Origin of the sequence: Arthrobacter sp. KN11-1C (assembly GCF_052180225.1) — a bacterium.
Lineage (GTDB): Bacteria > Actinomycetota > Actinomycetes > Actinomycetales > Micrococcaceae > Arthrobacter.
Map to the genome: position 1 here is coordinate 991,846 of NZ_CP197467.1, position 25,208 is coordinate 1,017,053.

The following is a 25,208-nucleotide window of genomic DNA, read 5'->3' on the forward strand; positions in this document are numbered from 1 at the left end:
TCCTTCGTTCAGCGCGGGGTTTGATTCAACCCTACAAGGATTCCACGTGCCGGAATCCTAGATGTCCTAGCCTTTCAGATGTGCCTTGGTTCCGGGTTACTTCCCGGTTAACGGCGCATACATGACATCGACGTCCCAACGCACGAAGCCCAGCTTCTGGTAAAGGGCGACGGCCGCGGTGTTGTCGGCGTCCACGTACAGCATCACCGAGTGCAGTTCGTGGCTCTGGAGATACCTGATGCCGGCAACAGTGATCGCCTTGCCAAGCCCCAGGCCTTGGGCTGCCGGCGTCACCCCGACGACGTACACCTCGCCGATGGCCGGGTGGGATCCTTGCCGGGGGTGCACCTTGGTCCAATGGAAACCGAGCAGCTCCCCGGCCGGATTCACGGCCAGCAGGAAACCTGCGGGGTCGAACCAGTCCTCGGCCATCCGGGCTTCCAGGTCGGCCCTGGTCAGCGACCCTTGCTCGGGATGGTGGGCGAATGCTGCCCTGTTGGCAGCCAGCCACGCGGACTCGTCCTGACCCGGCACGAAGGCGCGCAGCGAGACTCCCTCAGGCAGGCCGGCGTCGGGCATTTCCGCGATGGAGGACATGAGGCGCATCTTCCACAGTTCACGTACGGGGCCGTAGCCGTAGCGGGCCGCGAGGTCCGCGGCGGCCTCGTGGTTTCCATGGGACCAGGCGTTCAGGCCCGCAAGCCCACGGCTGTCCCGGAGCGAGTCCAGCAGCCTTCCCGCGACACCCTGGTTGCGGTAGCTCGGGTGCACCGCCATTTCCAGGACCCCGGTCCCGTCGTCCGCTTCAACCACGACGGCGATCCCGGCCAGATCCTGGCCGCTCCCCGGATCGGACTGCTCGTCCGGGGCATAGAGGGCCATTGTGAGCACTGAGTGGTCGCCGGAATCGGCTCCGCGCAGCATGACGAGGGTCTGTTCGGACAGCGGGGGATTGCCGTCCGACTCCTCGGCAGCTGCGGCGAGCGTTTTGATGTCTCTCAACAACTCGCTATCCGAGGCGCCTTTGACGACGAGGACGGGCCAGTTCTCCGGGTGCGCAGGGCTCATGCTGCAAGGCTATACGTCCCGGGCCGGTTTGGCGGGATGGATTTTGCGGGCACTCCGTTGGCCGTGTAAGGTCTATATCTCGTCCGGCTTTGCTAAGCGGGATACGAGGGGGATCCACCAGTGGGGTGGCCTCGATACGTTCGACCCGTATGTCCTCCACTCAAGCGAAGGAAGGCCCGGACTCGTTGAGTCCGGGCCTTCCTTGTGTTCAAAGCGTGGGGGTTTCAAAGCGTGGGGTTCTGAAGCTAGGCCTCCGTGAGCTCATCTTCCTGCAAGCGGACCAACGTCAGCCGGTAGCCGACGTTGCGGACCGTGCTGATGAGGTTCTCGTGGTCCACGCCGAGCTTGGCGCGCAGGCGGCGGACGTGGACGTCCACGGTGCGCGTGCCGCCGTAGTAGTCGTAGCCCCAGACCTCGGTGAGAAGCTGCTGGCGCGTGAAGACCCTGCCCGGGTGCTGGGCCAGGTACTTCAGGAGTTCGAACTCCTTGAAGGTCAGGTTGAGCGGCTGCCCGTTCACGCGGGCCGTATAGCTTGCTTCGTCAATCACGACGCCGGCCGCCCGGATTTCGGTGTTGGTTTCCTCTTCGCCGGGAATCGCGCGGGCAACGGCCAGTCGGATCCGGGCTTCGACCTCCGCCGGTCCCGCAGAGTCGAGGACGATGTCGTCCACGGACCATGCGGAAGAGACGGCAGCCATCCCGCCTTCGGTGAGGATCAGGATGAGGGGTGCGCTCAAGCCCGTGGCCTTCAGCAACTGGGTCAGCGAACGGGCTCCGACCAGGTCCTTGCGGGCATCGAGGAAAACGACGTCGGTGGGGTCGGTCTCGAGCAATGCCGTGGGCTCGGCCGGAAGAATGTGGACCCGGTGGTTCAATAGCTCCAAGGCGGGCAGGATGTCTACCGACGACCCGGTGCTGTTCGTCAGGAGCAGGATGTGCGACATAGTTCCTCCAATGGGCGGTCCGCGCATCATCGGGCGTCTGAACCGGGTTTCCACCGGCCGGTAGCTGCTTATGGGGCGTGGTTCCGTTGTAACGGAAGCGTTGCAACAAGAAGCGCTGTTGACAACCGAGTATACCCAAAGGCCCCTGCAACGTCAGGGATTCGTGTCACCTTCAACCCCTCTTTGCGACATATTTGTGCCGTATAAGGCAGGATTGTCACGAGGTTGGTCGGAGCTTGGATCGAAACGGAGCCCCGAGGGGGCCAGCCGATCAAGCGCACAGCGAGGTAAGGGACACAGTGAGGTCAGGGGCGCAGTGAAGTCTTGGAGCATCGGGGTGGTCGGCCTCGTGGCGCTCGCGGTTTTCGTCGCCAGCTCTTACGGCCCCACGGAGGGGTTGGTCGCCGTCGGAATTCTGGCGTCGGCCGCCGTTGGCGTCGGTTGGCCCCATTTTCTTGCAGTCCCCGCCAAGAAGACCCTCGCAGCCGTGATCGGGCTGAGCGGCGCCGGTTCAGCCCTGGCTGCAGGCTTCGTCCCGGCCCCTGGATTTCTCGACGCAACGCCCGGCTTCATCGCCGCCGGCGTGATTGCGGTGTTCGTCGTGCAGCTGATCCGCGGAACGGGTCAGGCCCAACGCCTCGAATCCACGCTGGGCAGTTGCGCCGGCGTCCTGCTGAGCTGCCTTGGAGCGGGCTGGATTGCGGGTGCGAGGTTCAACGGCATCAAGGAAATGCTGTTGGTGGCGGCCCTCAGTGCAGCGGTCGCCCTTCTCGCAGGCTTGTTGCGCTGGCCGGACCGGGTCGTGGCGCCCCTGGGCATCGTGGCGGCCGGTTTGGTGGCCCCGCTGGCGGGCCTGGTGTTCTCCGATATCGCGATCGTTCCCGCCATGGTCGTGGGCGTCGTGATCGGTTCGATCCTGGTCAGTTTCCGTCGGATGGTGACGCTACGGCTCGGCCGGCTGAATTTCCCGGCCGTCCTTGGAATGGGCGTTGCGCCCGTCTGGGCGGTTGGGGCCATGTGCTACTTCATCGACAAACTACTCATCTACTAACAGTTAGGATGGCATCATGTCCGTACTTGCATTTGAAATCTTCTTCCTTGTCCTCCTCGGCCTGGCCAGCCTCTCGATGGCTTGGTTCGCTGGTTTTGTCGTTTACCGTCTCTTCAAGGGCCAGAAGTAGAGCTCCCATCGCTTTTGATCAACCTGTACCTTCCGTTCCACTGAGGTAATTGCTGTGCCCATCGAAATCCCTTCCGACCTGACACCCGAATTGGTCCCCCTTTCCTGGCTCATTGGTGAGTGGGAAGGCCGGGGACGGCTGGGGAGCGGTGAAGAGGACTCGGATCACTTCATCCAACATGTCTCCTTTACGCACCACGGTCTGCCGTACTTGGAGTACCGCGCGGAAAGCTGGCTCAGCGACGAGGACGGCACCAAATTGCGGCCTCTCACCGTGGAAACGGGCTTCTGGGCGCTGGAGCGGAAAATGCTCGACGCCGACGGCGGACCGGGCCTGGTTCCGGCGGAAATGGTCCCGGTATTGAAGACGGCCGACGACGTCGAGGCGCACCGGAACGCGGACGGCGGGTTCGACATCGCTGTGACGATCGCCCATCCCGGTGGCATCAGCGAGCTCTACTACGGCCAAATCAAGGGGCCGCAGATCCAGTTGAGCACCGATATGGTGATGCGCGGCGGCCACTCCAAGGAATACACTGCGGCCACACGCATCTTCGGCCTCGTGGATGGCAATCTATTGTGGCGTTGGGATGTGTCCACCGCGGGTAAGTCGCTCGAGGCCCATGCTTCGGCTTTCCTGAACAAGCTCTCCTAGGGAGCCTGTTCGCTGGCTTCAAGGTCTCACCGAAGAGGTCTCACTGAACGTCCCGTTTCGCAGTCCGAACCAAAGGGGAGCAGCAAGTGAACGAAGCAACAAAGCCCGCCAGCTATGACGACCTCAAGGCTGTGTTTTTCAACGGGACACTCAAACCATCCCCGCAAGTGAGCAATACCGACGGACTGATAACCATCAGCCGGCGCATCATGGAAAAGCAGGGCGTCAGTACCCAGGTGATCCGGACCGTGGATCACGACATTGCCGCCGGTGTGTATCCGGACATGCGCGAACATGGCTGGGCCACGGATGAATGGCCGGAGTTGTACCCGGCCGTGCTGGAAGCCGACATCGTGGTGGTGGCCGGTCCTATCTGGCTTGGCGATAACTCCTCCCAGACCAAGAAGCTCATCGAACGTCTCTACGCGCATTCGGGCCAGCTCAACAGCAAGGGCCAGTGGGCCTACTATCCGAAGGTCGGCGGCTGCCTGATCACGGGCAACGAGGATGGCATCAAGCACTGCGCCATGAACGTCCTGTACAGCCTCCAGCACGTGGGTTTCACCATCCCGCCCCAGGCCGATGCCGGCTGGATCGGTGCGGTCGGCCCCGGCCCCAGCTACCTCGACGAAGGATCCGGTGGCCCCCAGAGCGACTTCACCAACCGGAACACCACCTTCATGACCTGGAACCTGCTCCACTACGCCCGGATGCTCAAGGATGCGGGCGGCATTCCCGCGTACGGCAACCTCCCGGATGAGTGGAAAGCCGGCACGCGCTTCGATTTTGAAAACCCGGAATACCGCTGAGCCCCAAGGACTTCTACTACATATGACTTACAAGAGCCCCCTTTTGTCGCGCCCCGGAGCTGTAGAAGGCGGCGGCGAGGACTCCGGCGTCGCGGCCCACTACGGCGAGCCCTTGCGGGAGCAGCGCGCCCTCGCGGCCGGCACCGCCGTCGTCGATCTTTCCTACCGGGGCGTTGTCACGGTCACCGGCCCGGACCGCCTCAGCTGGCTCAACACCCTTTCCTCGCAGCAACTGACCAACCTCCAGCCGCGCGTCTCCAGCGAATTGCTGCTCCTCACCATCCAAGGCCGCATCGAGTTCGACGCCCGCGTGGTGGACGACGGCGAGACCACCTGGCTGCTGGTCGAGGCCGCAGAGGCCGGCCCGCTGGCGGAGTGGCTCAACAAGATGCGCTTCATGTTGCGCGTCGAGGTGGCCGACGTGTCTGCCGATTGGGCGGTTGTCGGCGCAACCAAGGCCATTGACGCGTGGTCCGAACGGCTGGCCTGGGAGGACCCGTGGCCGCATATCGGCGTCGGCGGCTATTCGTACAGCGTGGTGGAGGAAAGCTCCCATCCCGGCCTCGAGCGTCCCTGGTTCGAGTACCTCATTCCCGCGGCAGAGCTTGAAGCGGCCGTGGAGGGCATGGCACTCGCCGGTTCGCTGGCGGCGGAGGCGCTCCGCATTGCCGCCTGGCGTCCCCGGCTCGGCGCGGAGACGGACGAGAAGACCATCCCGCACGAGCTCGATCTCCTGCGGACCTCGGTCCACTTGTCCAAGGGCTGCTACAAGGGCCAGGAGACCATCGCCCGCGTCCACAACCTGGGACACCCGCCCCGGCGGCTCGTTTTCCTGCAATTGGACGGCTCGCAGCACACCCTCCCGGCGCCCGGCAGCGTCGTATTTGCCGGAGAGCGCAAGGTGGGTACGCTGACATCCGTAGCCCAGCATTTCGAAATGGGGGCAGTCGGACTGGCGCTGATCAAACGGTCCGTGGACCCGCAGGAAGTGCTGACCGTGCTGGACGGCGAGGAGCCTTACCCGGCCGCCCAGGAAATAATCGTCGCCCCCGACGCCGGACAGGTGGTGGGGCGCCAGACCGGATTCCTGAAGGGACCCCACCGATGAGCGAAACGACCGGCGCTGAAGCCCAAGCGAAGGGTGCCGACGACGAGGCCATTGCCTTGGCGCACACCTTGTTCGATGCCGCCAGGGAAGGCAACTCGGTGCTCCTGCGCAGCTACCTCAACGCCGGTGCGCCGGCTGGAATGCGCACTGCCGCCGGGGACTCGCTTCTGATGCTCGCCGCATACCACGGCCATGCTGAAACCGTTCAGCTCCTGCTGCACCACGGTGCAGAGGCAAACGGAGCGAACGACCGGGGCCAGACTCCGCTGGCCGGCGCAGTTTTCAAGGGTTACACGGAAGTCGCCCGGGTTCTGGTTGACGCTGGGGCCGATCCCGACGCCGGGACGCCCACGGCGCGCGAGGCCGCGCGGATGTTTGCCCGCACGGAGATTCTCGAACTGCTCGGATAAACCAAGACGGCCCGCCTGGCATGGCTGGCGGACCGCTTGCGATCAAATACTCCATGTGGAATAGTTGTCGTGGAATAGTTCTCACGGAGGATGGGGAAATGGCACGAGCCGCACTGACTCCACTTGGCGTCGCCGCGTTGGCCCTCCTTGTCGAGGCGCCGATGCATCCGTACGAGATGTACCAGCTCCTGATGGCCCGCCACGAAGACCGCTTGGTCAAGGTCAGGCCGGGTACCCTCTACCACGCCGTCGCTCGGCTCGAAGAGGCAGGTTTGGTCGAGTCGACGGGCATCGACCGCGCAGGCAACCGGCCTGAGCGCACTACTTACCGGATCACCGGAACCGGCCGGGAGGCGCTGACGGAGCGCCTCCACAACATGCTTTCGGAACCCGTGAACGAGTACCCGATATTTCCGCACGCGATCGCCGAGGCACACAACCTGCCGTCCGGCGTCGTACTCGAACTCCTGGACCACCGCATTACGAACCTGGAAAACCAACTCGACTTCCTGGTCCAAGGAGAAGAAGCCGTCGCTGCCAAAGGCGTCGAGCCCAAGTTCTGGATCGACGTCAAGTACCAACAAACCATGCTGCGGACGGAAATCGACTGGATACGCACCTTCCAAAACGATCTCCGCAGTGGGCAATTGCCATGGTAAACGCCCGTCCCTCGCACCAACCTGCAACAAATTCAGCACAGTCAAAGGAAACCCATGGAAAACGTAGCTAAACCGTGGCCCGCACTGTGGTCCCTCGTGGTCGGGTTCTTCATGATCCTGATCGACACCACCATCGTCTCCGTGGCGAACCCACGGATCATGGAGGGCCTGCACACCGATATCAACTCCGTCATCTGGGTGACGAGCGCCTACCTCCTCGCCTACGCCGTGCCGTTGCTGATCACGGGAAGGCTCGGCGACCGCTTCGGGCCCAAGAACCTCTACCTGATCGGCCTCGTGGTCTTCACCTTGGCTTCACTGTGGTGCGGCCTTTCGGGCGACATCGGCATGCTCATCGCGGCCCGGGTGGTCCAGGGCATCGGCGCAGCCATGATGACGCCTCAAACCATGGCCGTCATCACCCGGATCTTCCCGCCGGACCGCCGCGGCGCAGCCATGGGCCTCTGGGGAGCCACGGCCGGCATGGCCATCCTCGTCGGCCCGATCCTCGGCGGCGTGTTGGTTGACGGCCTCGGCTGGCAGTGGATCTTCTTCGTCAACGTTCCCATCGGCGTCGTTGCCTTCGTCCTCGTGACCCGGCTGGTACCGAAGCTGACCACGCACAGCCACAAATTCGACGTCCTGGGCGTGCTGCTGTCCGCAGCGGGTATGTTCCTGCTGGTGTTCGGCATCCAGGAAGGCCAAAGCTACAAGTGGGGCACCGTCACCGGACCCATCACCGTGTGGGGACTGATCGTCACGGGACTCGTTGTCCTGGCCTTGTTCGTCTTCTGGCAGTGGTTGCTGGAGCGCCGCGGCGGTGAACCTTTGCTGCCTCTTGGCCTCTTCAAGGACCGCAACTTCTCCCTGGGCAACACCACCATCATGGCCGTGGGCTTCACCATCACCGCTTTCCCGCTGCCGACCATTTTCTACTACCAGGTGGTCCGCGGGTTGTCCCCGACGCAGTCTGCCTTGCTCATGATTCCCATGGCCGTCATCTCCGGCGCATTGGCACCTTTTGTCGGCAAGCTGATCGACCGCATCAACCCGCGCTGGTTCGCCGCCTTCGGGCTCGTCTGCTTGTCCGGAGCACTCTTCTGGACCTCATCCCTCCTGAAGCCGGACACTCCCATTTGGATGTTCCTGCTGCCGAGCGCACTCCAGGGCGTGGCCAACGGCTTCATTTGGGGACCGGTTTCCAACGCCACCACCCGCAACCTCCCGCCGCGTTCCGCCGGAGCCGGTTCCGGCGTCTTCAACACGACGCGCCAGATCGGTGCCGTGCTCGGATCCGCCGCGATTGCCGCGCTGATCCAATCCCGGCTCGCCGCTGAGCTGCCCGCGGCTCCGCCAGGTGCCGCCCCGGCCGGCGAAGGCGGATTCACCGGAAGCTTGCCGGAATTCCTGCACGCCGGATTCTCGACGGCGATGAGCCAGTCGGTCCTGCTGCCGGCCTTTGCGATTCTTTTGGGCGCAGTAGCGGCGTTGTTGTTCGGCAAGCCCAAGGCCGTCCAGGGGTGGGGTTCCCCGGCTGCCGCAGCCACGTCCGAGGCAGATTCCCCGGCGGACAGCAGCCAGGCAAGGCGCTAGCGGAGCAGTACGGAGGCCTGGATGCCGCCGTCGGCGAATCCCAGCCTTCGGGCCAAGGCCATGGAACCCCGGTTGTCCAGCGCGGTCCGCCATTGCAGCGTCAGGCCGGAAGCGAGTGCCTCGTGGGCGGCGATCGAGGCGGCCAGGGTTCCCAGCCCTTGCCTGCGCAATTCGGGCGGCACCAGGACGCCCATGTCGGCGAGGATCCCTTGCCATTCCGCGTAGGCACCGCAGGCCACCGGTTTGCGGTCCGGTTCGTTGCCATCCATCACGGTGAAATGGTGGTGCATTTTTGAGAGGTGGACCTCATTGACATCGTCCGGGGGGCACCTGCCCTCCAACTCGATTGCCTCCGGATGGCCGTGGGAGACGGTGACTTCGCCGCCCGGCTGGAAAAGGGGAAGATCGTCGGCGAACAGCAGCGCCGACGTCCCCAGCCCGTGGCCACCGTGTTCGCGGCTGATCCGCAACAGTGCGGAATGCTCGCTCAGTTCATCGTCTGAGAGCTCGACGGCGGCGGCCACCGCCCATGCCGGAGCCACCAATGCGGAGCGGCCAAAGAGCCTCACGAACGTGATGGATTCGGCGTCGTCGTCTTCCCTGACCAAGCGCTCCCCGGTGCGGGCAGCGGCTGGGCCGGAGACGAAACTGAACGCTTCGTCGTCGAACCCTAAATGCCGGGCCCAGGCCAGAAGCACAATTTCCGCCGATCCCGCATCAAGTTCCATGACATCGAGTCTATGCAGTCCCTGGAAAAGGAAGGAGCAGGCGGGCACCTGGTGGCACCCGCCTGCTCCTGGAAGCTCCCTTTGAGGAGCCGGCTCAGCCGAACAGCACCGCGGCTTCGTCGTAGCGGTTCTGCGGGACGGTCTTGAGTTTGCCGAGGGCAGCTTCGAAGCCCACGTGCTCGATGTCGGTGCCCTTGAGGGCCACCATGGTTCCCCAACGGCCTTCCACGACGGAATCGATGGCTGCCATGCCCAAACGGGTGGCCAGCACGCGGTCGAAAGCCGAGGGGACGCCGCCGCGCTGGATGTGGCCGAGGATCGTGGCGCGGGTTTCGATTCCCGTGCGGGCTTCGATTTCGGGGGCGAGCTGGTCCGCGATGCCGCCCAGGCGGGGCCGGCCGAAGGTATCGAGGCCGCGTTCGGAGTGCGGGGCTTCCATGTGGTCCGGTACAAAACCCTCGGCAACAACAATCAACGGTGCACGGCCACGATCGTGGGCTTCCTGGACCCATTCCGTGATCTGCTCGATGCTGACTTTCTGCTCGGGGATCAGGATGGCGTGCGCGCCCGCGGCCATGCCGGCGTGCAGGGCGATCCAGCCCACGTGGCGGCCCATGACCTCGGCGATCATGCAGCGGTGGTGGGATTCTCCGGTGGTGCGCAGCCGGTCGATGGCTTCGGTGGCGATCTGGACGGCGGTGTCGAAACCGAAGGTGTAATCGGTGGCGTCGAGGTCGTTGTCCACGGTCTTGGGGACGCCCACGATCCTTAGGCCGGCGTCGGTGAGGCGCTTCGCAGCGGCCAAGGTGCCTTCGCCGCCGATGGCGATGATCGCGTCGATGCCGAGGCGGTCCATGTGGGCCTTGATGACGTCCGGCCCGCCGCCGTTCTCGAACGGGTTGGTGCGGGACGTGCCAAGGATGGTTCCACCCTGTTTGGCGATACCGCGGACCATCGTGCGGGGAATGTCGATGACGTCGCCCTCCACGACGCCCCGCCAACCATCCCGGAAACCGACGAATTCCTGGCCGTGGATGGCAATCCCCTTGAGGACGGCGCCGCGGATGACGGCGTTGAGTCCGGGGCAGTCGCCACCGCTGGTAAGGATTCCAATTTTCATGAGGGCTCAAATCCTGGCTAGGAGGTATACGTGCAGAGCGCCACGCTGAGCTCACAACGATTGTAGGGGGCAATGTGGGGTGGGACACAAACCATGACCACCGCCGTGGATGAGACTTTTGAAACACCGTGGACATGGGATGGGCAGGTCCGGACTGCAGGGACAGCTACGGAGCCCGGTTTAACGAGCCCGGCGCCCCGCCGAAGTGGCGGGGCGCCGGTGAACTCGCCGGCCCGTAATCCGTGGGGCCGGGTACTTCTATTTCTTGCCTAGCGAACGCTGGGTGAGGAAAGATTCCAGCGCAATGTCGCCCCTTTGATTGGGAAGCAGCAGCCAGGCCACGATGTAGATGACCACGGCTGGCCCGGGGAGCAGGCAGAAGATCAGGTAGCCAATGCGGACGTAAGCCACGTCCACGTTCAGTTTGGCGGCAATGCCACCGCAAACCCCACCGATCCAACGTTGCGGACCGCGCTTCAGGCCGATGCCCCGTACGATGCTGAAGAACTTGTTCATGGCTAGAGCCTTCCGTGTTGTGGCTGCTTTGTCACGTGCTTCTTGCTAGCGGTGGCCGGAATCGTCGGCGCCGGTCCCGGAGTCAGGGCCGGACCCGCTGCCCTTTCGGGAGCGCGCCGACACCAGGCCTCCGATCACGAGTGCCGCACCTGCTCCGATCATGAGCCCGATCAGCACATAGTTGCCGTTGAGGGCCACGAGGCCGAGTTTGGAAATGATGATCAAGGCTGCGAGTGCCAGGACGATCAGGCCCCAGACCACCGTGCCCACCCTTGCCCGGGCTTGGGACGACGGTGCAGGCACCGGCGAAGGGTCTGGTTCGAATGCCCGCGTGGGTTCGTGCGTGCTCATGTCAGTTTCCTTCCTGGACGGTGACGTTGCTGAAGGTTCCATTGAGTTTGACGACCAGCTTGGCCCCGGGCTTGTCCATGTTGAAGCTGTCAAGCGTGCCGCCGTTGCCTTGGGCGACGGCGCTACCGTCCTGCTTGAGGTTCGCAAAGGTCATGTCTGCCTGGACCTCCACCGGCACGGTCGCGGGGACAAGGAGTTTGATGTTGCTTGCGGTCACGTCCATGGGAACCACGACGTCGGAGCTCAGCGGGGCGCTCAGGTTCAGCTTGGTCAGGTCGACGGTCCCGTTGGCCCCGGTAATGTCGAAGCCCTTGCGGGCGTCGTCGATACTCACGGGATTCCACTGGGCATTCTGCAGGCGGAAGTGGTCCGCGTTGGGGGCGATGTTGAAGATGCCCCCGATCACGAGCGTCGCGATGGCCAGGAAGCCGAGCAGCCCCGACGAGCGGCCTCGAAGCCCGGCAACCAGGATGCCGAGGCCGAGGACTGCGGCGCCTGTGGCCCAGACCACCGCGTTGGCGGCATCGCCCAGGTGGATGACGTTGCCGGCGTCGAGCAGCTTGATTGTTCCGCCGGCCAGCAGGGCCGCGCCCGCTGAAACCGCTACGATCGCCGCGCCCGGTCCCTGCCGCCTCTGCCGCTCGGGGCGCCCGGGGTGCTTGGGTGCGCCGGCCGGTGGGTAGGGGCCCGTGGGATTGACGGGGCCTGAAGGGGTCCCGGGCCCGCCGGCCTCGTCATTACCCGCCCCGTAAGCCCCGGTGCTGTAAGTCCCCGCGCTGTAAGTCTCAGGCCCGGAAGTCCCCGCCCCGGAAGTCCCGGCGCCGTAGGGGCCCGCGCTGTACGGGCCGGCTGGATAGCCTGTCGAGGCCTGTGTGCCTGTGCCGCTAAAGGAACCTGGAGCGGCCGAATAGTGGTGGGGGCCCATGTTCTGCCTTCCGTTACGGGCTTTGCTGCGCTGGACCAGGAAATAGATCAGGTAGACGATGCCGCCTACCCAGAACAGCGTCCAGAGGATTCCGGGAACGCCGTTCCAACCCCATCCCCAGAAGCCGCGGCCGAGGCTTGGCAATCCGATGATGGTCGTAATGAGGGCGCCGGTCATTCCCGCGGACCAGCGGCCCGCCCCGGCTTCCTGGGCGTGGATGCGGCCATCGGGTTCGGGCAGGAGCGCCCAGGCGATGCCGTAGAGCAGGATGCCGATGCCGGCGAAGAGGGTGAGGATGATGAAGATGCCGCGGACGATCAAAGGATCGATCCCGAAGCGGTGCGCGATGCCGCTCGCTACGCCGCCCACCCACCGGTCCCGGCCACGGCTGATGCCTTGGCTGCGGATCCAGGTGAAGAAGTTCTGCGGGGGAGCGGGCACAGCGTAGTCCGGTGCCGTGCCGCCGGTGTGGCCGGCGTTTGGCTGTGCCGGTTCCTCGGGCGAGCCTGCCCCGGCAGGGTGGCTGGATTCTGCAGTTTGTCCGGGCTCCGGTGCTTGTCCGGGGTCCTCGGGATTCATGCTGTTCGCGTTCATACTTCGATCTTGCCGTCCCGCGGCGCAGCCCTCTATTGGGGGATACCCTGAACGTTCCCTGAGTGGCCCCCTGAGATGCCCTAGCTTCGGGCGCCGAAGGCCCTGATACGTGTTTGGATGGATTCATGACAACCGCCATGCAACGCCCGCCGCTGGTCCGAAGCGGCGACCGGATGATTGCCGGCGTGTGCAGCGGCCTGGCGGACCACCTTGGCTGGCCCGTGAAGTACATCCGGCTCGGTATGGTCCTGGCCTCGTTCGCAGGCGGCGCGGGCCTGGCCTTCTACGCCTGGCTGTGGGTCATGGTGCCCACCGCCGACGAAAACGCCCGCCGCAATAGCCGCCGGCCGGCGTCGCCCATTGCTCCCGCGGTGAGCATGCCTCCTTCGGCGAAGATGACCCCTTCGGCGGGCATGACACCTGGGGGAACAGCGCCCGACGGCGGCGCGCAGCCGCTGCCGCTGTCCGCACCGGCGCCCGTCTTCGCCTCCTGGTTCAGGGTGAAGCGCATCCAGTACGGGAAGGAAATCCTCCTGGGAGCCGGCCTCCTCCTGGTGGCCGCTATCCTCATCGCCCGGCAGTTCGGCGTCGAGGTGCCCCTCGGCACGCTGATCCCGGCGGCGGCCATACTCGGCGGAGCGGCGATTGCCTGGATGCAGCTGGACGAGACGCGCCGGGCCGGACTGGTGGACAAGACCAAGGCCGACCAGGCCGGCGGCTGGGTCCGCCTCGCCGCAGGCCTGGCCCTTGTGGTTGCTGGGGTTCTGGTCATGGTGTCCGGTTCCGGCTCGTGGGAGCAGACCTGGCTCGCGCTGTTGGCTTCCATCGCCGTGTTGGGCGGCGTCGCCCTGGTGCTGCTGCCGTGGGGCTTGAAGTTCTGGAAAGACCTTGAAACTGAGCGGGCGGCGCGGGTCCGCGAGACCGAGCGGGCCGAGATTGCCGCCCACTTGCACGATTCAGTACTGCAGACGCTCGCCTTGATCCAGCGCCGGGCGGGGTCCGAGCAGGACGTGGTCCGCCTCGCCCGTGCTCAGGAGCGTGAGCTGCGCACCTGGCTGTACCGGGACGCCGCGAAGGACTCGGGACTCCTGGCGGAGCGGATTGCCGCGGCCGCAGCCGAGGTGGAGGACGCCCACGGACACCCGGTCGACGTCGTCAGCGTGGGAGACGCAGCCATGACGGACCGGCACGAAGCCCTCGTCCTGGCGGCGCGGGAAGCCATGCACAATGCCGCCCGGCACGGCGGCGGAGCCGTGTCCGTCTATCTCGAGAGTTCCGACTCGGGCAGCGAGGTCTTCGTCAGGGACCGCGGACCCGGCTTCGACCCGGATGCCGTCCCGGAAGACCGGCTCGGAGTCAAGGAATCAATCATCGGACGGATGAAACGCCACGGCGGTACGGCGGTCATCGAGAGCAGTTCCGACGGCACGGAAGTCCGCCTGAAACTACCCGTCGAGAACGCCGACAAAGCAGAAAACCGAAACGGAGACGCCAAAGCATGAATGCCCTATCAGAGCAAGTGGAGCGGAGCGTGCGCGTGGTGATCGTGGACGACCATGCCATCTTCCGGTCCGGGCTGAAGGCCGACCTCGATTCCAGGATCGACGTGGTGGGCGAAGCCGGAACAGTGGAACAAGCCATCGCCGTGATTGCCGAGGTTCAGCCTGAAGTGGTGTTGCTTGACGTCCATTTGCCGGGCGGCCTTGGCGGTGGCGGGCGGGAAGTCATCAGCGGGTCCTCGGCGTTGCGAGGGAGCACGAGCTTCCTGGCCTTGAGCGTCTCGGACGCCGCCGAGGACGTCGTGGCCGTCATTCGGGCCGGTGCACGTGGCTATGTCACCAAGACCATTTCCGGCCCCGAGATCTCCGACGCCGTGATCCGCGTGGCCGACGGCGACGCAGTCTTCTCGCCGCGGCTGGCGGGTTTTGTCCTGGACGCGTTTGGAACGTCCCCTGCCGAGATCGCGGACGACGAACTCGACCGGCTCTCCGCGAGGGAACTGGAAGTCATGCGCCTCATCGCCCGGGGTTACAGCTACAAGGAGGTGGCCAAAGAGCTGTTCATTTCCATCAAGACCGTGGAAACCCATGTCTCGGCAGTGCTCCGCAAGCTCCAGCTCTCCAGCCGCCACGAACTGACCAAGTGGGCCGCCGAGCGCCGCCTCCTCTGACGCCCGCTCACCTTTGGGGGTTTAAACTCAAACGCCCGCCCACCTTTGGGGGTTTAAACTCAAACGCCCGCTCACCTTTATCCCAAGGTGAGCGGGCGTTTGTGCAGGCGGGCTGGTTATTTGGCCTGGCCGAGGAATTCCTGCAGGCGTCGAACGCCTTCGGCGAGGTCGTCGTCGCCCAAGGCGTACGAGAGGCGAACGAAACCGGAAGGGCCGAAGGCCTCGCCCGGAACAACAGCGACCTCAACCTCGTCGAGGATCAGTGAGGCAAGCTCAGCGGACGTTGCCGGACGGACGGGACCGTTCGACGTCGGGAATTCCTTGCCCAGCAGTCCGCGGACGTCGGCGTACACGTAGAAGGCGCCGGTCGGGGTCGGGCATTCCACACCCTCGATCGCGTTCAGTCCGGCGACAATCGCCTTGCGGCGGCGGTCGAAGGCCACCTTCATTTCGTCGACGGCGGTCAGCGGACCGGAGACTGCCGCGAGGGCTGCGATCTGCATGATGTTGGAAACGTTCGACGTCGCGTGCGACTGGAGGTTGGTGGCGGCCTTGATGACGTCGGCCGGGCCGATCATCCATCCAACGCGCCATCCCGTCATGGCGTAGGTCTTGGCGACACCATTGAGGATGACCACCTTGTCGCCGAGTTCGGGGGCGGCAGTGGCAATCGACGTGAAGGGCACGCCGTCGTACGTCAGGTGCTCATAGATCTCGTCGGTGACGACCCAGAGGCCCTTCGCGGCGGCCCATTTTCCGATCTCGGCCACTTGTTCGGCGCTGTAGACAGCGCCGGTCGGGTTGGACGGCGAAACGAAAAGCAGGATCTTCGTCTTGTCGGTGACCGCGGCTTCGAGCTGCTCCACGGTGACCAGGTAACCCTGTTCGGGGCCGGCGAAGACCTCAACGGGAACGCCTCCAGCCAAGCGGATCGCCTCCGGGTAAGTGGTCCAGAAAGGCGTGGGGATGATTACTTCGTCGCCCGGATCGACAAGGGTGGCGAACGTGTTGTAGACGGCCTGCTTGCCGCCATTGGTCACCATCACCTGGGAAGGGTCAACCTTGTAGCCCGAATCGCGGAACGTCTTGTCCGCGATAGCCTTCTTCAGCTCCGGCAGGCCGGCAGCGGGGGAGTACCGGTGGTACTTCGGCTGGGCGGCGGCCTCGACGGCGGCCTTGACGATGTAGTCGGGTGTCGGGAAGTCGGGCTCCCCGGCGCCGAAGCCAATCACGGGGCGACCCGCTGCCTTGAGCGCCTTGGCCTTGGCGTCAACGGCAAGGGTGGCGGATTCGGCGATGGCGGAAATTCGCTGTGAAATGCGGGCGGCAGGTATTCCGGCAGACATTTAAGGCACCGTTCTTCGCGGGCAGCTCATGAGCTGGATGGTGGGATTCGACGGAATCTACTTTATGCTGTTCTGCGGAGCTATCGGGCTAACGTCGAGAAAGTGACAGTTGACACTGATCACAGGAGCGGCAGGGCCTGAACGCTCCGGAAATGGCCCGGTTCGACTATCGCGACGTTCTTGCGTAGACTGGTTCACCGGTGTTGAAAAACATCACAATGGTCCGCGCCCCAGACTGGCTCCGGATTCCCGTGTTCTTCGGGATTCCTTGGCATTGATGGAGTGTGGCCAAAATATGGATTCGTTCCATAGGGTAGTGGCGCAATTGGTAGCGCAGCGGTCTCCAAAACCGCAGGTTGCAGGTTCGAGTCCTGTCTGCCCTGCGCAAGCTGTTCCGGGGTTCTCCTTGGAACAAGCGCAGCAACCATGGCTCTGATCAGAGTCGGGTCAACGACGTTTGCATAGATGAGTGAGGATCAGGTGACCGAAACAGCTGCGAGCAGCTCGAAGGGCCGCCCTGTCAAGAAGTCCGATTCCGGCCTCTTTGCTCGAATTGCGCTTTTTGTCCGCCAGGTAATTGGTGAGCTCAAGAAGGTAGTTGCCCCCACCCGCAAGGAACTGGTCAACTACACAGTCGTGGTGCTGGTGTTCGTGGCCATCATGATGCTTGTCGTCACCATCCTGGACCTGGCTTTCGGTACGGGAATCAAATGGGTTTTCGGCGCTACTGGCACCACGAACCACTAAGCGGATCGCTCCGCAAACCGCGTGGAATCCCCGGAAAATCAAGGGATTTCGCAGGGTTTGCGGAATTGAGCCATTTAAATAGGCATGTTAGGCAATGAGGAAGCAGGAGACCAAGTGTCTGAGCAGGAGCTCGAGGTAACTGAGACTGAGCTGGATGGGCCCGCTGAAAGCACGGCCCACGCCACGGCTGACGCCGTGGAAGGATCCGAGGTCGATTCTGCTGCGCCCGAAACTGCCGACGTCGACGACGCCGACCAGGATGAGTCCGCCGACGACGAGTCCGCAGACGACGCCGAAGCTTCCGACGCCGACGCCCTGGCCGCCGCTGCAGCCGTAGCGCCCGCCGACCCCGCTGAGGAGTTCAAGGCCAAGCTTCGCCGCCAGGAGGGTGACTGGTACGTCATCCACTCCTACGCCGGCTACGAAAACCGCGTCAAGGCCAACCTTGAGACCCGCATCCAGACCCTGGACATGGAAGATTACATCTTCGAGATCCAGGTGCCCATGGAAGAAGTCGTTGAGATCAAGAACGCCCAGCGCAAGATCATCAACCGCGTACGCATTCCGGGTTACGTCCTCGTCCGCATGGACCTGACCGACGCGTCCTGGGGCGCCGTCCGCCACACCCCTGGTGTCACCGGCTTCGTGGGCAACGCACACAACCCCGTCCCGCTTCGCCTCGACGAGGTCTTTTCCATGCTGGCTCCGGTCTTCGAAGAGCAGCAGGCCGAAAAGGGCAAGCCGGTCAACAAGCAGCACCAGACACCCGTCGACATCGACTTCGAAGTTGGCGAGTCCGTCATCGTCAAGGAAGGTCCGTTCGAGACCCTTCCCGCCACGATCTCGGAGATCAAGATGGACTCCCAGACACTTGTGGTCCTGGTGTCGATCTTCGAACGCGAAACCCCGGTTACGCTCGCATTCAACCAGGTCACCAAGATCTAGTTGATCCAAGAATTTCGCCCCGCGGTTGCCCGCTTAGCAGCCACGGAGCGGCCGGCCGCCTCGCCATGGCGGCCATCAACCTGAGGCACGCTCCTGTGTCCTAGGAAGTTATTGAGAGAAGGACCTACATTGGCTCCCAAGAAGAAGGTCACCGGCCTCATCAAGCTGCAGATCCAGGCAGGTGCCGCCAACCCGGCCCCGCCGATCGGTCCTGCGCTTGGCCAGCACGGTGTCAACATCATGGAATTCTGCAAGGCGTACAACGCTGCAACGGAAGCCCAGCGCGGAAACGTTATCCCGGTTGAAATCACGGTCTACGAAGACCGTTCCTTCACCTTCATCACCAAGACCCCGCCGGCTGCAGAGCTCATCAAGAAGGCTGCAGGCGTTGCAAAGGGTTCGGCCACGCCGCACACCGTCAAGGTTGCCAAGCTGACCCAGGCACAGGTTAACGAGATCGCCACCACCAAGATGGAAGACCTCAACGCCACCAGCCTTGAGGGCGCAGCCAAGATCATTGCCGGCACCGCACGTTCCATGGGCATCACCGTCGAGGGTTAATTCCCCTCATCGCTTCATGGCGTCTGTTCGGGAAACTGACGACGCCGGATAGCACCGCCGGGAAACCGGCACCATCGAAATATTGAAAATGTTGGAAACCCGGTCCGGACAAAACCAGCCGGATGTCCAACTGTGGCAGGGCCCAGCGCGGTCCGTAGACCACAACTGCACAAGGAGAATAAGCAGCATGGCAAAGCGCAGCAAAGCATATGAGGCAGCCGTAGCCAAGATCGAGGCGGACAAGTTCTACGCCCCGTTCGAGGCCATCAAGCTCGCCAAGGACACCAACCCGTCCAAGTTCGACGCCACCGTTGAGGTCGCTTTCCGTTTGGGCGTTGACCCGCGTAAGGCCGACCAGATGGTCCGCGGCACCGTCAACCTGCCGCACGGCACGGGTAAGACTGCCCGCGTCCTGGTTTTCGCAACGGGCGACAAGGCAGAAGCAGCAATCGCTGCAGGCGCCGACTTCGTTGGTTCCGATGACCTGATCGAAAAGATCGCAGCCGGCTGGACCGACTTCGACGCCGCAGTGGCGACCCCTGACCTCATGGGCAAGGTTGGCCGTCTCGGTAAGGTCCTCGGCCCGCGTAACCTCATGCCGAACCCGAAGACCGGTACCGTGACCCCAGACGTCACCAAGGCCGTCAACGACATCAAGGGTGGCAAGATCGACTTCCGCGTCGACAAGCACTCGAACCTGCACTTCATCATCGGCAAGGTTTCCTTCGATGAACTGAAGCTGGCCGAGAACTACGCAGCTGCCCTGGAAGAGGTGCTTCGCCTGAAGCCGTCCGCTTCCAAGGGCCGTTACATCCAGAAGGCTACGGTCGCTACCACGTTCGGCCCGGGCATCTCGGTTGACCCCAACGTCACCAAGGTTCTCACCGAGGCGTAAGCCACCGGGAGCATCGACTCTGAAAGGACCGTCCGGCATTCGCCGGGCGGTCCTTTCGTTGTATGCAACCGGCACCTATCGCGGGTGGCGGGCGCTCATTAGGCTGAGGGCATGACAGGCCGGCTGCCGGATTTCAGCATCCACGAGCTCAACCTGCCGGAGTCCCTGAACGGGCCGGACGGCAAGGATTTCCGGGAGCTCTCCTCCATGATGGACGCTATGGTGCACGAAACCTGGGGAAGCCTGGACAGGGCTCTCTCTGTGCAGGTCCGGCTCGCGGGATGGCGCGATACCCCGTACGAGGCATCGAGGAATTTCTTCGCCCGGGTTGACGGACGCGTCGTCGGGCACGCCTCCTGCTACGTCCCACTCACGGATAACGTCCATGCCGCGTGGCTCGAAGTAGACGTCCTGGAGGAGTACCGCCGGCATGGAATCGGAACCGCTTTGCTCCGTACCGTCGAGGGGATTGCGGAGGCCCGGGGGAGGCGCGTCCTTCAGGCGCACACCGAACACCCGATCGGCACCGCAGGACCTTTCGAGTCAGCCGCGGCCCCCGGGGGAGTACCCGAAGACGGGCCGGGAGCGGCCTTTTGCCTCAAGAATGGGTACGCCCTTGAACAGGCCAGCAGATTCAGCACGCTCGACATGGACCACAACGGGGAGTGGCAAAGGCTGGAGCTTGCGGCGCATGCCAAAGCCGACGCCGATTACGCGGTCCTTGCGTGGACGAGTCATTGCCCCGGCGAATTTGCGGACCAGTTGGCCGGACTGATGGGCCGGATGAGCACGGATACCCCGGCGGGAGGCCTTGAGATCGAGGCAGAGGCCTGGGATGCCGCCCGGGTCAGGCAACTCGAGGACACGACGCTTGCCGGGGGCAGGGTTGCCCTTGTGGCCGCTGCGCAACATCGGCGGTCGGCGGAGCTTGTCGCGTACACCGTGATCTACCTTGATCCCGCGAAGCCTCGGGTGGTCGAACAGGACGACACTTTGGTGGCAAAGCCGCACCGCGGCCACGGACTGGGAATGCTCGTCAAACTGGCCAATCTGCGCAGGCTGCAAAAGGAATATCCCGAGGTGGAGCGCGTCATGACTTTTAACGCCGAGGAAAACGAACATATGCTGTCCATCAACGTACAGCTCGGCTTCAAACCGGCGGGATACGACGGCGAATGGCAAAAGAGGATCAAATGACGAGCACGGTGGAGATCGGCCAACTCTGGATCCCTGATTCCCTTGACGCCGATGACGCGAAGGACTTCCTGGCCGCCGTCGAAGTCAGCCGCCGGGTCCGCATGCAGATCTGGGGCACGGACGATCTCGCCTACACCCCGTTGGAAAAGCTGCTCGAGCTCGGGGACCCTTACGAACGCCAGGTCATTCTCGTGGCCCGCGTTGACGGGCGCATTGTCGGTACCGTGGACATCGCGCTGCCCCTTGCCGACAACATGGACCTCGCCGAGTTCACCCTGGACATCCTGCCCGAATTCCAGCGCAGGGGCGTCGGACGGCAGCTTCTGGAAGCTGCCGAACATTTCGCCAAAAGCGAGGGCCGGACGATGATCATGGTGGACACCAACCACCCTGCGGAGTCCCTGCGCGGTGGTGCCGAGGGCCAGCTCGTGCCTGGCAGCGGCCTGGGCTTTGTTCCTTTGGCCAGCCGCGAGGTCGATTTTGCCCGGCGAACGGGCTACACCCTCCAGCACATCGAACAGTTCAGTTCCTGCGCGCTCCCGCTGGATACAAAGCTCGTTGCCGAGCTCGAGGCCGAAGCCGAAGACGCGAACGCCGGCCGCTACCGGGTCCACCACTGGACCGACCGTTGCCCTCAACAGTGGCTCGAAGCCGTGGCCGCGCTGGAGAACGCAGCCGGGGAAGTGGTGTCCGAAGGCAATGACGCTGCGGAAGCCGAGCAACAGCAGTTGGTGTTCGACGCCGGTGTGTTGCGTCAGGCGGAAGACGCCGCCGTCGCGCAGGGGCGCCGAACGGTGGTCACCGCCGTCGAGCACATCGCCAGCGGGCGGATCGTCGGGCTGACCACGATCGGGGTGCTGGCGCAACGCCAGGATGTTGTCTTCCAGGACGACACGATCGTCCTGCAGGAGCACCGGGGAAACAAGTTGGGACTCCTCATCAAGGTCGCCAATATGCAACGCCTCAGCGAACAGTTCCCCGACGCCCGGGTGATCTATACCTGGAATGCTCCCGAAAACCGGTACCTGCTGACGGTGAACAAGCAATTGGGTTTCACCACGGCGGGGGTAACGGGGCTGTGGCAGAAGGAACTGCCGAACATGGGCCCGAGGGTCACCTCCTCCGAGTGAGGCGGCGCGATTTGGCGATGCACTTGCCTGTCCCGTAAGCTTGAACTACCAAAGACCGTCGGTTGATGGGAATCCACTCCTCCGGGCACAGCTCAACTCTGTAGCTATGTGCGGAAGAACCAAGTGGTTTCCTTGACGAAGGACCCTGACAAAGGGCGGCCGGCGCAGGTGAACGAAGCAAATCTCCATGATCATTGGATCGTGTTGAGCCAAGCCCCGTGCATCTGCGCGGGGCGTTTTTTAGTTGCAGCTCTTTTGAGCGGGGACCCGGAAAACCGGCTTTATTCCCCGGAAGGAGGGTTATGGCAACGCCAAGCAAGATCTCCGCAGTAGCTGAGATCACCAACGATTTCAAGGAATCGAACGCCGCTGTCCTGACCGAATACCGCGGGCTCTCTGTTGCACAGCTCAAGCAGCTGCGTGTTTCTCTCGGCCTGGACACCAAGTTCTCGGTCGTCAAGAACACCCTGACCGCCATTGCAGCCAAGGAAGCTGGTGTCGAAGCATTCGACGGTCAGCTCGCCGGCCCCACTGCAATCGCATTCATCAAGGGTGACGCGGTTGCTGCCGCCAAGAGCCTGACGGACTTTGCCAAGGCCAACAAGCAGCTGGTCATCAAGACCGGCTACTTCGAAGGCAAGGCACTGAACGCAGCAGAGGTTGCCGCACTGGCAGCCCTCGAGTCCCGTGAGCTGCAGCTCGCCAAGGTTGCAGGCATCCTCAAGGCACCTGCTGCCGCGGCTGCACGCATCATTGACGCTCTGCGCCTCAAGCTTGAAGAAGAGGGCGGCGCTGTAGCACCGGCCGCTGAAGAAGCACCGGCTGCCGAAGAGGCTCCCGCCGAGGCTGCTGCAGAAGAGGCTGCCGCTCCGGCTGAAGCCGCTGAAGCAGCAACCGAAGAGAACTAAGTTCTCCCCATTCAAACTGCGGTGCAGCAGCGGACGACGTCCGCGGCAGCACCACCTAAAGGAAGGACGCCAAACATGGCGAAGCTCAGCAACGAAGAGCTCATTGAAGCTTTCAAGGAACTGACCATCATCGAGCTCTCCGAGTTCGTCAAGCTCTTCGAAGAGACCTTCGAAGTTACTGCTGCTGCTGTTGCAGTTGCAGGCCCGGCTGCGGGCGGCGCTGGCGAAGAAGCCGAAGAGAAGACCGAATTTGATGTCATCCTCGAAGGTGCCGGCGAAAAGAAGATCGCCGTGATCAAGGAAGTTCGCGCCATCACCTCCCTCGGCCTCAAGGAAGCCAAGGACCTGGTTGACAGCGCACCGAAGGCTGTCCTCGAAGGCGCCACCAAGGAAGCTGCAGAGAAGGCCAAGGAGCAGCTCGAAGCTGCCGGTGCCTCGGTTACTGTCAAGTAACTCGGCTTTTCAGGGAGCCCTGTCCGGATTCGTCCAGGCGGGGCTTCCTGCATTTAAGGGCAACGCGGGGTCACTTACGGCCCATCCAGCGGCACCCAATGGGCCGTAAGTGACCCCGCGTTGCGCTCAGAGGGGGTCGCTGATGTCGGCCACGACGGCCTGCAGTGCAGCGGCCAGCTCGTCGGCCTTCACGAACGCGCTGAATCCGTGTTCGCCTGCGCCCATGGAGATCCGGCGTCCGGTGATGCTGGCATCGGCGTAAACCGGCCAGGGCGTCGTACTTCCCAGCGGCGTGATGGTGCCGCGCTCATAGCCGGTTGCCTCGAAAGCGACCTCGGCGGAGGGCATGGACAGCTTGTTGACTCCCAGCAGGGCGCGCAACTTGGGCCAGGAGATCTGCCGGTCACCGGGAACCAACGCAAACAAGAACGTGCCATCCCGGTGCTTGACCACTAGCGACTTCACGATGTCGGCCGGTGTGATCCCCATGATGCGGGCAGCTTCATTAAGGCTGCCTGCCGCAGCCCGCTCTACGAGTTGGACCTCAAGTCCGCGGTTGGCCGCGTCGGCGAGGAATCGCTCAGTGCCCCGCATTCATGCACCCTTTCCGTTCATGGCTATTCCCGCTTCCGAAGTCGCCGAATCCTAGTCGCGGTAGAGCAGCAGGGCTTCGCCCTGGCCGCCGCCACCACAGAGTGCCACCGCCGCTTTGCCCTTGCCGCGCCGCTTCAGCTCGTGGGCCGCGTGAAGGGCAAGCCGTGCCCCTGAGGCCCCAATCGGGTGCCCGATCGCAATTGCGCCGCCATGGATATTGCACTTCTCCAAGGGATAGTCCAGATCCTTCAAGGACTGCACTGCCACCGAGCCGAAGGCTTCGTTGATCTCGATGAAGTCCAGATCGGCCGTTGTCCACCCCGCCCGGTCCAGCGCGTGCCGTATCGCGTTGGAAGGCTGCGAGTGCAGGCTGTTGTCAGGTCCCGCTACTTGGCCGGGTTTCCCGACGACGGCGAGGTAATCCAGGCCGTTCTCCTCGGCGAAGCGTCGGCTCGTGAGCACGAGTGCGGAGGCGCCGTCGGACAGGGGAGAGGAGTTGCCCGCGGTGATGGTTCCGTCGGTCGCAAAGGCGCCCTTCAATGGGGCCAGGGTCTCAAGCGTGGTCTGGGGGCGTACGCCTTCGTCGCTTGTCAGCACCAAGGGTTCTCCCTTGCGCTGTTTGACGCTGATGGGCGTGATCTCGCCGTCGAACACTCCTTGACCGGCAGCCGCGGCTGCACGCTGGTGCGAAGCGGCGGCCACTTCATCCTGGGACCGGCGGTCGATGCCAAGCGAGAGGTTCTTGATTTCGGTGGACAGGCCCATTGACTGGCCGTCGAACGCGTCGGTGAGCCCGTCGTGGGCCGCGACGTCGAGGGCCTGGATCGCGCCGTAGCTCCACCCTTGCCTCGAACCCGGCAACAGGTGGGGTGCGCGGCTCATCGATTCCTGGCCACCGGCAACCACGACGGCGGCATCGCCGCTGCGGATCATGCGCGCTGCATCGATCACGGCAGTCAGCCCTGAGAGGCAGACCTTGTTGATGGTGACCGCCGGGATGTTCCAGCCGATTCCGGCGGCGATGGCGCTTTGCCGTGCCGGGTTCTGGCCGGCGCCCGCCTGCAGGACCTGCCCCATAATCACTGCGTCCACTTTGTCCGCGGTGAGTCCGCTTGCTGCAATGGCGCCTGAAATGGCGTGAGCGCCGAGCTCGACGGCGGTGAGCCCGGCCAGTTGCCCGTTCAACCGTCCCTGTGGGGTACGGCTGGCGGAAAGGATGACAACGTCGTTGTTGTTGTCCGCTGTTTCTGAGGGGGTGCTCATTTTCTCTCTTCCGATCAAGGGTGGTGAGCCTAGGTTACCGTGGGGTACATCACCTCTCCATTCAACGATGGAGCCCGGAACAACATTCCACCCACCCAGCCCGCATAGGTGCCTGCAGCAACGGTGCTTGCATTCAGGCGAGATGTGGGGTAGACAGGTGGGTTGATTTGCCGTATTGTGGATATTTGCGTCTTCCCTGTTAACCTTCAGCCTTCATATAGCGGTGGGCTTTACCTCTCAGCTGCGCCATCGACGTGCCGTTTAGAACGAGCATGGTCTTGGCCAGCGGGGGTCCCGGGTCATATAGCGGAACCGGAAAGGTACACTGCGGATTCAATC

27 protein-coding genes and 1 tRNA gene are annotated in these 25,208 nt (G+C 63.7%); 18 read left to right on the forward strand and 10 right to left on the reverse strand.

Translation table 11 applies throughout. The features are described 5' to 3' along the window. Positions 1-96: 96 nt before the first annotated feature. Positions 97-1,068 (reverse strand): mycothiol synthase, encoded by a 972-nt coding sequence (gene mshD, locus ACSBOX_RS04660; RefSeq protein WP_442545023.1) that lies wholly within the window; start codon positions 1,066-1,068, stop codon positions 97-99. Positions 1,069-1,313: 245 nt separating this feature from the next. Continuing rightward, positions 1,314-2,012 (reverse strand): winged helix-turn-helix transcriptional regulator, encoded by a 699-nt coding sequence (locus ACSBOX_RS04665; RefSeq protein WP_269995998.1) that lies wholly within the window; start codon positions 2,010-2,012, stop codon positions 1,314-1,316. A gap of 316 nt (positions 2,013-2,328) precedes the next feature. On the opposite strand from ACSBOX_RS04665, the gene ACSBOX_RS04670 reads away from it, so the two are divergent. From ACSBOX_RS04670 to ACSBOX_RS04700, 7 genes are all read left to right on the forward strand, one after another. Then, entirely contained in the window at positions 2,329-3,063 is a 735-nt protein-coding gene (locus ACSBOX_RS04670; RefSeq protein ID WP_442545024.1) for a permease, read from the forward strand. A gap of 184 nt (positions 3,064-3,247) precedes the next feature. Next, a complete protein-coding gene (locus tag ACSBOX_RS04675; RefSeq protein ID WP_442545025.1) occupies positions 3,248-3,847 on the forward strand; it encodes an FABP family protein in 600 nt (199 codons plus the stop codon). A gap of 86 nt (positions 3,848-3,933) precedes the next feature. Next, positions 3,934-4,656, forward strand: a complete 723-nt coding sequence (locus ACSBOX_RS04680) for a flavodoxin family protein (RefSeq protein ID WP_442545026.1) — start codon at positions 3,934-3,936, stop codon at positions 4,654-4,656. A gap of 22 nt (positions 4,657-4,678) precedes the next feature. Further along, positions 4,679-5,764 carry a CAF17-like 4Fe-4S cluster assembly/insertion protein YgfZ gene (gene ygfZ, locus ACSBOX_RS04685; protein ID WP_442545027.1) on the forward strand — a complete coding sequence of 362 codons (1,086 nt, stop codon included), beginning with the start codon at positions 4,679-4,681 and terminating at the stop codon, positions 5,762-5,764. After that, complete coding sequence (locus ACSBOX_RS04690; RefSeq protein ID WP_442545028.1) at positions 5,761-6,174, forward strand: ankyrin repeat domain-containing protein; 414 nt, start codon at positions 5,761-5,763, stop codon at positions 6,172-6,174. Before ygfZ ends, ACSBOX_RS04690 begins: the two co-directional genes overlap by 4 nt. A 98-nt stretch (positions 6,175-6,272) precedes the next feature. Continuing rightward, the gene (locus ACSBOX_RS04695) at positions 6,273-6,833 is read left to right on the forward strand and encodes a PadR family transcriptional regulator (RefSeq protein ID WP_442545029.1); all 561 of its coding nucleotides are present in this window, start codon (positions 6,273-6,275) and stop codon (positions 6,831-6,833) included. 54 nt (positions 6,834-6,887) lie between these two features. Then, positions 6,888-8,426, forward strand: coding sequence for a DHA2 family efflux MFS transporter permease subunit (locus ACSBOX_RS04700; protein ID WP_442545030.1), 1,539 nt, complete (start codon positions 6,888-6,890; stop codon positions 8,424-8,426). Here the strand turns inward: ACSBOX_RS04700 and ACSBOX_RS04705 are convergent. From ACSBOX_RS04705 to ACSBOX_RS04725, 5 genes are all read right to left on the reverse strand, one after another. Beyond that, the gene (locus tag ACSBOX_RS04705; protein WP_442545031.1) at positions 8,423-9,154 is read right to left on the reverse strand and encodes a GNAT family N-acetyltransferase; all 732 of its coding nucleotides are present in this window, start codon (positions 9,152-9,154) and stop codon (positions 8,423-8,425) included. The two genes, ACSBOX_RS04700 and ACSBOX_RS04705, sit on opposite strands and share 4 nt — an antisense overlap. A 94-nt stretch (positions 9,155-9,248) precedes the next feature. Then, positions 9,249-10,274, reverse strand: coding sequence for an ATP-dependent 6-phosphofructokinase (locus tag ACSBOX_RS04710; RefSeq protein WP_078108065.1), 1,026 nt, complete (start codon positions 10,272-10,274; stop codon positions 9,249-9,251). A 258-nt stretch (positions 10,275-10,532) separates the two neighbouring features. Continuing rightward, entirely contained in the window at positions 10,533-10,790 is a 258-nt protein-coding gene (locus tag ACSBOX_RS04715) for a PspC domain-containing protein (protein WP_442545032.1), read from the reverse strand. Positions 10,791-10,835: 45 nt separating this feature from the next. Beyond that, positions 10,836-11,141, reverse strand: a complete 306-nt coding sequence (locus tag ACSBOX_RS04720) for a hypothetical protein (protein ID WP_442545033.1) — start codon at positions 11,139-11,141, stop codon at positions 10,836-10,838. A 1-nt stretch (position 11,142) separates the two neighbouring features. Next, on the reverse strand, positions 11,143-12,660 hold the full coding sequence (locus tag ACSBOX_RS04725; RefSeq protein WP_442545034.1) for a PspC domain-containing protein: 1,518 nt from the start codon (positions 12,658-12,660) through the stop codon (positions 11,143-11,145). A 125-nt stretch (positions 12,661-12,785) separates the two neighbouring features. On the opposite strand from ACSBOX_RS04725, the gene ACSBOX_RS04730 reads away from it, so the two are divergent. Both ACSBOX_RS04730 and ACSBOX_RS04735 read left to right on the forward strand, forming a co-directional pair. Further along, positions 12,786-14,162, forward strand: a complete 1,377-nt coding sequence (locus ACSBOX_RS04730) for an ATP-binding protein (protein ID WP_442545035.1) — start codon at positions 12,786-12,788, stop codon at positions 14,160-14,162. After that, on the forward strand, positions 14,159-14,830 hold the full coding sequence (locus ACSBOX_RS04735; RefSeq protein ID WP_078108070.1) for a LuxR C-terminal-related transcriptional regulator: 672 nt from the start codon (positions 14,159-14,161) through the stop codon (positions 14,828-14,830). The genes ACSBOX_RS04730 and ACSBOX_RS04735 overlap by 4 nt, the downstream gene beginning before the upstream one ends. Positions 14,831-14,946: 116 nt before the next feature. Here the strand turns inward: ACSBOX_RS04735 and ACSBOX_RS04740 are convergent, their stop codons facing one another. Continuing rightward, positions 14,947-16,176, reverse strand: coding sequence for a pyridoxal phosphate-dependent aminotransferase (locus tag ACSBOX_RS04740; RefSeq protein ID WP_442545036.1), 1,230 nt, complete (start codon positions 16,174-16,176; stop codon positions 14,947-14,949). Between the two features lie 310 nt (positions 16,177-16,486). Between ACSBOX_RS04740 and ACSBOX_RS04745 the strand changes: the two genes are divergently transcribed. The 9 genes from ACSBOX_RS04745 (at position 16,487) to rplL (ending at position 23,012) form a co-directional block, all read left to right on the forward strand. Continuing rightward, a tRNA-Trp gene (locus ACSBOX_RS04745) sits at positions 16,487-16,559 on the forward strand. Between the two features lie 82 nt (positions 16,560-16,641). Then, complete coding sequence (gene secE / locus ACSBOX_RS04750; protein ID WP_442545037.1) at positions 16,642-16,923, forward strand: preprotein translocase subunit SecE; 282 nt, start codon at positions 16,642-16,644, stop codon at positions 16,921-16,923. A gap of 114 nt (positions 16,924-17,037) precedes the next feature. Next, positions 17,038-17,868, forward strand: coding sequence for a transcription termination/antitermination protein NusG (gene nusG / locus ACSBOX_RS04755; RefSeq protein WP_442545038.1), 831 nt, complete (start codon positions 17,038-17,040; stop codon positions 17,866-17,868). Between the two features lie 129 nt (positions 17,869-17,997). After that, positions 17,998-18,429, forward strand: a complete 432-nt coding sequence (rplK, locus tag ACSBOX_RS04760) for a 50S ribosomal protein L11 (RefSeq protein WP_018773647.1) — start codon at positions 17,998-18,000, stop codon at positions 18,427-18,429. A 187-nt stretch (positions 18,430-18,616) separates the two neighbouring features. Continuing rightward, entirely contained in the window at positions 18,617-19,324 is a 708-nt protein-coding gene (rplA, locus tag ACSBOX_RS04765) for a 50S ribosomal protein L1 (RefSeq protein WP_442545039.1), read from the forward strand. A 111-nt stretch (positions 19,325-19,435) separates the two neighbouring features. Continuing rightward, entirely contained in the window at positions 19,436-20,521 is a 1,086-nt protein-coding gene (locus ACSBOX_RS04770) for a GNAT family N-acetyltransferase (protein ID WP_442545040.1), read from the forward strand. Continuing rightward, complete coding sequence (locus ACSBOX_RS04775) at positions 20,500-21,651, forward strand: GNAT family N-acetyltransferase (RefSeq protein WP_442545041.1); 1,152 nt, start codon at positions 20,500-20,502, stop codon at positions 21,649-21,651. The genes ACSBOX_RS04770 and ACSBOX_RS04775 overlap by 22 nt, the downstream gene beginning before the upstream one ends. A gap of 302 nt (positions 21,652-21,953) precedes the next feature. Continuing rightward, the gene (gene rplJ / locus ACSBOX_RS04780; protein WP_078108073.1) at positions 21,954-22,559 is read left to right on the forward strand and encodes a 50S ribosomal protein L10; all 606 of its coding nucleotides are present in this window, start codon (positions 21,954-21,956) and stop codon (positions 22,557-22,559) included. A 75-nt stretch (positions 22,560-22,634) separates the two neighbouring features. Next, the gene (gene rplL / locus ACSBOX_RS04785; RefSeq protein ID WP_442545042.1) at positions 22,635-23,012 is read left to right on the forward strand and encodes a 50S ribosomal protein L7/L12; all 378 of its coding nucleotides are present in this window, start codon (positions 22,635-22,637) and stop codon (positions 23,010-23,012) included. A gap of 126 nt (positions 23,013-23,138) precedes the next feature. Here the strand turns inward: rplL and ACSBOX_RS04790 are convergent, their stop codons facing one another. Then, positions 23,139-23,606, reverse strand: coding sequence for an aminoacyl-tRNA deacylase (locus ACSBOX_RS04790; RefSeq protein ID WP_442545043.1), 468 nt, complete (start codon positions 23,604-23,606; stop codon positions 23,139-23,141). Between the two features lie 51 nt (positions 23,607-23,657). Beyond that, complete coding sequence (locus tag ACSBOX_RS04795; RefSeq protein ID WP_442545044.1) at positions 23,658-24,869, reverse strand: acetyl-CoA C-acetyltransferase; 1,212 nt, start codon at positions 24,867-24,869, stop codon at positions 23,658-23,660. Positions 24,870-25,208: the final 339 nt, after the last annotated feature.